8 protein-coding genes are annotated in these 6408 nt (G+C 56.8%); 2 read left to right on the top strand and 6 right to left on the bottom strand.

Annotation, left to right across the window (positions count from 1 at the left end; all coding sequences use genetic code 11):
• Positions 1 to 577 precede the first annotated feature (577 nt).
• From GTP46_RS02280 to GTP46_RS02270, 3 genes are read right to left on the bottom strand one after another with little or no spacing between them, the layout of a single operon-like run.
• On the bottom strand, positions 578 to 1219 hold the full coding sequence (locus tag GTP46_RS02280; RefSeq protein WP_161004983.1) for a DUF6753 family protein: 642 nt from the start codon (positions 1217 to 1219) through the stop codon (positions 578 to 580).
• Positions 1212 to 1895 (bottom strand): P-loop NTPase, encoded by a 684-nt coding sequence (locus tag GTP46_RS02275; RefSeq protein WP_161004982.1) that lies wholly within the window; start codon positions 1893 to 1895, stop codon positions 1212 to 1214. Before GTP46_RS02275 ends, GTP46_RS02280 begins: the two co-directional genes overlap by 8 nt.
• A gap of 10 nt (positions 1896 to 1905) precedes the next feature.
• Positions 1906 to 2253, bottom strand: coding sequence for a protein mobC (locus tag GTP46_RS02270; protein WP_229258763.1), 348 nt, complete (start codon positions 2251 to 2253; stop codon positions 1906 to 1908).
• 284 nt (positions 2254 to 2537) lie between these two features.
• On the opposite strand from GTP46_RS02270, the gene GTP46_RS02265 reads away from it, so the two are divergent.
• Both GTP46_RS02265 and traI read left to right on the top strand, forming a co-directional pair.
• Positions 2538 to 2858, top strand: a complete 321-nt coding sequence (locus tag GTP46_RS02265; protein ID WP_161004981.1) for a plasmid mobilization protein — start codon at positions 2538 to 2540, stop codon at positions 2856 to 2858.
• Positions 2839 to 4902 carry a TraI/MobA(P) family conjugative relaxase gene (traI, locus tag GTP46_RS02260; RefSeq protein WP_161004980.1) on the top strand — a complete coding sequence of 688 codons (2064 nt, stop codon included), beginning with the start codon at positions 2839 to 2841 and terminating at the stop codon, positions 4900 to 4902. Before GTP46_RS02265 ends, traI begins: the two co-directional genes overlap by 20 nt.
• A 153-nt stretch (positions 4903 to 5055) precedes the next feature.
• Here traI and GTP46_RS02255 read toward each other — a convergent pair whose 3' ends face one another.
• The 3 genes from GTP46_RS02255 to GTP46_RS02245 form a co-directional block, all read right to left on the bottom strand.
• Positions 5056 to 5457, bottom strand: coding sequence for a type II toxin-antitoxin system MqsA family antitoxin (locus GTP46_RS02255; protein WP_161004979.1), 402 nt, complete (start codon positions 5455 to 5457; stop codon positions 5056 to 5058).
• Between the two features lies 1 nt (position 5458).
• The gene (locus tag GTP46_RS02250) at positions 5459 to 5764 is read right to left on the bottom strand and encodes a type II toxin-antitoxin system MqsR family toxin (RefSeq protein ID WP_161004978.1); all 306 of its coding nucleotides are present in this window, start codon (positions 5762 to 5764) and stop codon (positions 5459 to 5461) included.
• A gap of 162 nt (positions 5765 to 5926) precedes the next feature.
• Complete coding sequence (locus GTP46_RS02245) at positions 5927 to 6394, bottom strand: helix-turn-helix domain-containing protein (protein ID WP_161004977.1); 468 nt, start codon at positions 6392 to 6394, stop codon at positions 5927 to 5929.
• Between the last annotated feature and the right edge of the window lie 14 nt (positions 6395 to 6408).

The following is a 6408-nucleotide window of genomic DNA, read 5'->3' as shown; positions in this document are numbered from 1 at the left end:
TATTCGGGCCTTGCAGGCACAGATCGATTTAATCGAGAAATCACTGTCGAATTACTGCCGATCAGCGCCGGGCTACCGTCTGCTTAACACGGTGTCAGGCATTGGCCCAATCTTGGCGACAGTGATCTGGTCACGAAGGTGCCAGCGTCGAATGATGCCGAGTAGAGCCACGTTGATCACTCCGATCTCCTGCCGATAAGACAGGTGGAATTGTGCTACTAACGTGGGTCAGATTCAGTTGCAAATTCGTGGGGAAAGTGGGTCAATTTTCAGTGCAACTTAACAACATGCGAATAAGCAAGGGTAGGCAGTAGGAATGCTCTGCGACGGGATTGTGCTGCGCATGAACAGGCAAGGCCGCGTGGCGGTGCATACCTTGAGTTCAATGGAGTTGGATGGACGTCGCTTTTCAAAAGGATATGCGCGGCCATCACACCTTGGTGACATCGGCCATCATACTTTCGACCACAGCGGCCGTGCGGCAACGTTGTCAACATCGTTGAAACCCGCGTAGAATGCGTGGCACGCGGGTGTAGTTCAATGGTAGAACGGCAGCTTCCCAACCTCAGTTGCGGGGCTAGCGGATGCGCCATCCGTAAGTTGTTCCGTCCGATAAATTATGGACGTAACAAGCGCCCTGAACGACTTTCCATCCAGGCTGGTCGCACTTGATAAGGCTGTCGATGCTGCCAGCCTGCGCAAGCCGATACGCCGCCTTGCCTTGCGGTGTGTTGGCCCATGCAGCTGCTGCCTTCTCATCTTTTACAGTTAGATAGGCATTGCCATAGCCTTTTGCGAAGCCGGCTGCATAGGCGTTTTCATGGATGTACCAGCCAAACGCGCCGAAAGTTATGCAGCACGAAAGTGCGCAAGCAGAAATCCAGATTGCCGCGTGCTTGGCTGCGGTCAGGCGGGCGACATCACGGGCGGTCGCGGACACTGCTCTGGCCAATTCCAATTTGGCCGATTCTTTAGTCGATACGAGCGTAGCGTCGGCAGTCTTTTGAAATTCACGTAGCGTGTTGATCGCGGCTTGCTTAATCAAATCGGGGAAGCGTGCGTACATGGTCTGGTGGTACTGTAAGACCATCAGAACGAGCCAGAGTGCGTCGTTATTTTTCAGTCCCAGGGCGTCGCGTATCTGATAAATCTGCTGGCGTTCAGCATCGGTTGGCTGCCTGCCAAGCAGTTTGGCGAAGCTGTCGTCCAGTTCATTCATTTGGAAGCCGCTCCAGCATGGCTTTGACCGCAGCCCGCCAGCGATGCAGTTCCGCACGATTACCCAAGGGGAGGTCCTTTGCTGCCAAGGCGATGTTCATGCGCTTACTGTAGATGTCGTCGCTGACACGGTCCGCCAAGTCTGGAAAGGTCAGCGAGAGGCCGCCGCGTTCTTCGACTAGCCCGCGTCGTTTAGAGCCGTTGTATAGCTCGAATTTCCGCTCCTCGCCGAAGTAGCCGTTTCTGACGACATGAACGACGGTTTCGGGAATGGCATCCATATATTCCTTGAGCAGTTCTAGACTGTCACGCTGACGGTTGATCACCCATAGCGTGACCAGTTTACGGCGTAGTTCTGGCAGCGTGCTGCTCAGGATCGGTCCATGAGCGCTGACGGACTTGTTGTTGCGTGCGGCGCTGTTGATGACGATGACGCTCTCCGGATGGTTGTCAGCGACGTTGATTAGTTCTATCCAGCCATCGGCGCCATCGAGGTCCAGCAGCTCGGTGCGTGTGCTGTCTTTGTACGCCTTCCAGACGTCGGGATTGCTGGTATCCGCGTCGATCAGCACGAGGTCTTCTCCGCGCTGTAGAAAGTAGTCGACGGTCGCCATGGATACCAATGATTTGCCGACGCCGCCTTTGCCGCCACCGATCAAAAAAATATTTTTCGCCATGGTGTTTCTCCTAGATGTCGTCGGTGTCCGAAGCGACAGGGAACGAGGCTTTGCCCAAGGCCTGAGACTTGGCTTCAACCGGCCTCACAGTGATGGACACCGGCGGCGTCTTTTTACGTGCTGGCTTGGTACGTAGCAGGTAGTTCTTCAGCGTTGGCGTCGCGATGTCCAATCCTTCTCCACGCAGGGCCTCGGCAATTTGCGCGAGGGAGTATCCGCGTTTCTGTAGCGTGTTGATTTCCTTGGTTAGCATGCCGACTGCGGCCTGCTTGGTGTACTCCTGCTTAGGCTTCGCTACCGCAGGCATGCTGCGCAGTTTTGCAGCGATCGCATCAAGTTGCTCGGTCGTGTATTTCATATCTGGCTCCAGACGTGCTGTGCTTACAGTAGCACTCCAGCCGGCGCGGACCTTGTGCCAGATCAGTGCGAGGTCGTCGCAGAATCGTAGACTAGGGTGGTAAGCGAAAGAGATACAGGATGGCCCTTGTCACACACATGCTGTCGCATGTGGTGCCAAGGGACGCCTTGCCATTCGGCGCTACGCTTCTCACAGCAAGCCTCATCCTGCAAGGGGCACGCCCCTTGACCCCAGACACGCTGCGCGTAGCGCCGCCAGCGATCACTGTTATCACTGGAGGCAGCATGCCTTTCGAAAAACGTGGCGATGAAATTTTAGATGCGGTGATCAATGTGCGTCTGACGAAGACTGAAAAAGCACGTCTTATCGAGGATGCAGACCTGGCCGCGTTAAGCATGTCCGAGTTGGTAAGGCGGCGTTATTTTGGACGCCCCATTCTTGCTAACGCAGATCAAGCGATGATCCGCGAGTTGCGACGATTGGGCGGCCTGCTTAAGTACCTGCACAACGAAACAGGCGGTGTGCTACACCGCGATACTGCCGGCGTGCTCGCAGCACTGAAAGCCTACATCGAGAGGCTCAGTCATGATCGTCAAAAAAATTAAGAACCCGAAGAAGTCCGCTTCGAAAAGTGCCCGCGTCGGGCGACTGATGGATTACATCTGCGCACCGGAACAAGAGATTAGCAACGAGAAGTGTTTGTACGCCGGCGCGCGCGGCTTTCTGTCCGATGACCATGAAGCGCAGAAGGCCGAGATGCTCGCGCTGTCGCAAGAAGCGGTGCGCAGCCCGGATACGATCAACCACTATGTTTTGAGCTGGCAGGAAGGAGAACAACCCAGTTCGCGACAGGTCGAAGAGGCGGTCGATATTTTTCTCAAGGAGCTAGGATTGGAAGGGCACCAGACGATGTATGGCCTGCATGCAGATACCGACAACGTGCATCTTCACATCGCCATCAACCGCGTTAATCCCAAAACGCTGAAGGTGATTAAACCGAATCGCGGTTTCGACATCGAGGCTGCGCACAAGGCGGTGGCCCGCATCGAGGAAAAGCAAGGCTGGCAACGGGAGGCGCATGGTCGTTACCGGGTCAAGAACAATGGCGAGATCGAACGAGATGTGCGTGGGCATGAGGAAGCGCGTCAGCCGGAGCAGGCCAAGTGCGATATGGAGCAGCGTACCGGCGAGAAGTCCGCCGAGCGGGTCGCCATCGAGACAGGTGCCCCAATCATCAAGGCTGCCACCAGCTGGCAGGACCTGCATCAAGCGCTGGCTAAGGAAGGCATGCGTTATGAACGCACCGGCAGCGGCGCGGTGCTGTTCGTGAACGATATCGGCGTGAAGGCCAGTCGCGCGGATCGGGAAGCCAGTCTGGGTAAGCTTGAAAAGCGGCTGGGGACATTCGAGCCATCGACGCGACAGAAAGTGGTGGAGCGCGCACCGGAACCAGTGAAGCATGTGGTGCGGGGATGGAAACTGTATAGCGTGAATCGGCGGGCGTATGCAGCCGAAAAAGACGCGGTCTTAAAGGCGTTAAGACAGTGCCAGGAAGCCGAACGCAAAGCGCTGCTGGCACGTCATCAGCGCGAGCGCGCGGAGGTGCTGCAGGGCCGCTGGAACGGGCGCGGAGAGCTACGTAATGCGCTGGAGAGTATTGTGGCGGCGCGGCGCGCAGTGGAGCAGGCAGAGATGCGGGACCGGCAGCGTACGGAGAGGGCGATGCTGCGCGAACGATATCGGCCATATCCCGATTTGGAGCAGTGGTTGCGTCAACAGGAACAGCCCGAGTTGGCAGAACAGTGGCGTTACCGTGCTACCGAAGTGCAGCAGATACGGGGAGACCATGCAGCACCGGCCAGGCCGCGCGATATACGCGACTATGTGCCGAAGATCGAGGGTGGCGAAGTGCGTTATGCGCGCGGCGACATGGCGCGAAGCGGTGCCGATGCGGCATTTGTCGATAAAGGTGGCGAGATCGATGTGTATGCGTGGCGCGAGCGTGCTAGCGTGTTGGCGGCGCTCCAGCTGGCCGAGCAGAAGTGGGGATCATTCGAAGTGACCGGGCGCGCCCAATTCAAAATGCTGTGCGTTGAGCTGGCGGTGGAACATGGGTTCAAATTAGATAATCCAGAATTGCAGCAGCAGATCGCTCAGGAGCAGCGGCGTTTGCTGGAGGCGCGGGCCATGTCGCGCGGTTTCGACGCGCAGCAGGTTGCGGATCGCGAGGGCGGGGCGGAGGTGCAGGCCGATCTGGTCGCAGACGCGCAGACGCGTGAGACTCCGGCATTGGAGCGGAGTGCCAAGGCTTACGCTTCGCATTACCGGGATGTCTTGAAGCAGCAGAGCCAAGGCGGGCGTGTAGCGGATCCATCGCGGGTGGATGCGATGATCGCGGTGCGCATGCGCGCCACGGGCCATACACAACAGCAGGTCGAGGCGGTCCTAAGGCAATGCGCGCCGGCGACGCGCCAGAAGGGGGAAGTCCGCGACTGGGAGAACTATGCGAAACGTACTGCCGAATACGCGTTCGGCGCGTCAGGCCAGCAGCAAGCAGATGCGCTCAAAAGATATTGGCAACAGTGGCAGAAACTGGAGGGACGGGAAGCAGAGCAGCAACGTGAGCGTGGTCGCGGCATGTCACGGTAAGCGTATTAAAGAACAAACGGACGCGGTCACGGAACGCTAAGGCATTGTGCTCCGGACTCAACCAAACAGCGCGAAGGCGGGTAGCACGCGTCGCGTGGCAGTGCTCAGGAAAGGGAGTCAAAACACAGGCGCTCAGAAGGCGCACGTGGCTGGTTATGCTGCGATTACTTCATCCAGTAGTTCCGGGTGGTTATCGAGTAGCTTCAACAGCTTGACGGTCGCAAGCGGCGGTTTTGTTTTGCCAAGCTCGTAACGCGAAAACGCATTGACGCCGCCGCCGAAGATTTCGCCAGCCTGGCGTTGATCCAGCTTCAACTTCTTGCGCACTGCAACGATGAACACTGGATCGACGACGGAGGCGTTGACCTCTTTATTAAACGCCAACATGAGATCCATCGTCCGACGCGATTCTTCTGGGCCTAATAACTCCTCGTCGCAGGCTGGGCAAAACTCGCCCGCGACCTGAGGCAGGACAGTCGACACCCCTTTATAGGTGTAGTTGATGTCCCGCACATCGTGGATCATTTCGGCTTTGCCGCAGTTTTCGCATTTCATTTTATAACTCCTTGAACGATACAATCAGCACACCGTTTTGTATCATCAATTTTAGATACACCTCGTCGCCTGCCGGCGTTTTGGTGTGATAGACATCCATCCAGAGTCCGGGATTCATGTCGGACTCCATGGTCTTGTAGAAGTGACCCGTGTTCGGTAAATCCAAGACCACGTCAATCATCTGATCGTGGGTCAGCCGCAAGCTGGTCGCGCCTAATCGTGCGACTTTGGTCGTTTTGTATTGCCCCTGCTGGATCAGCGCAAGCAGCGCCGCCAAATTGTGGGTTGGGTTGGTGTAATTGGTCATTGGGTTGGCTGCGATAGCGCATATGATCCACATTAACCTATTTGGTTAAATTAATCAAGTTGGTTAATGGCGAGCGATGTCAAGACAGCGAATTTGCGACCGAACCCTGCTTAACCACGCGGTTAACGGGCAGGAAGCAGAAAGCTGCGCAGGGGGACTTCCTCAATCGTATCCCATTCCCAACGTCTGGGCCTGTGCCGTTAGTTCATCCATGGCTGCATAAGTGGCTTGGTCGCGTTGTTCTTTGTACGCCATCAGGTCGGTGAACTTGATCCTGCGATGCCGGCCGGTTTTGGTGTGGGGCAGCGCGCCGTTATCCAGCAGTTTCACCAAGTGGGGCCGTGAAACGTTGAGCATGTCGGCGCTTTCCTGCGTGGTTAGCTCAGCATGGATGGGGACCACCGTCACGGCGTTGCCCAACGCCAGTTCACTGAGGATTTCTCCCAGCAGTCCGAGAGCGACGGCGGGGAGTTCGATCACTTCCCTCTGTTGGCGTTCATTGACCAGTTCAAGGCGCTGAGTTTCGACCTTTGTCGAAAGAAAGGTTGCCAGCTGACGGCTCGCGACCACCGCCGCATTGATTGCCTTCTCATCTGGAAATACTGCGTGGTGACGGGCGGCGTTGGTCATGACTCTCTCCAAGA

The organism is Duganella flavida, assembly GCF_009857445.1.
Classification (GTDB): Bacteria; Pseudomonadota; Gammaproteobacteria; order Burkholderiales; family Burkholderiaceae_D; genus Rugamonas; species Rugamonas flavida.
This window is presented reverse-complemented; position numbering and strand designations above follow the sequence as displayed.

Bases quoted from the DNA above. Each gene is read 5' to 3' on its own strand.
- GTP46_RS02280 (WP_161004983.1), bottom strand. From the start codon at position 1,219: ATGAATGAACTGGACGACAGCTTCGCCAAACTGCTTGGCAGGCAGCCA.
- GTP46_RS02275 (WP_161004982.1), bottom strand. From the start codon at position 1,895: ATGGCGAAAAATATTTTTTTGATCGGTGGCGGCAAAGGCGGCGTCGGC.
- GTP46_RS02270 (WP_229258763.1), bottom strand. From the start codon at position 2,253: ATGAAATACACGACCGAGCAACTTGATGCGATCGCTGCAAAACTGCGC.
- GTP46_RS02265 (WP_161004981.1), top strand. From the start codon at position 2,538: ATGCCTTTCGAAAAACGTGGCGATGAAATTTTAGATGCGGTGATCAAT.
- traI (WP_161004980.1), top strand. From the start codon at position 2,839: ATGATCGTCAAAAAAATTAAGAACCCGAAGAAGTCCGCTTCGAAAAGT.
- GTP46_RS02255 (WP_161004979.1), bottom strand. From the start codon at position 5,457: ATGAAATGCGAAAACTGCGGCAAAGCCGAAATGATCCACGATGTGCGG.
- GTP46_RS02250 (WP_161004978.1), bottom strand. From the start codon at position 5,764: ATGACCAATTACACCAACCCAACCCACAATTTGGCGGCGCTGCTTGCG.
- GTP46_RS02245 (WP_161004977.1), bottom strand. From the start codon at position 6,394: ATGACCAACGCCGCCCGTCACCACGCAGTATTTCCAGATGAGAAGGCA.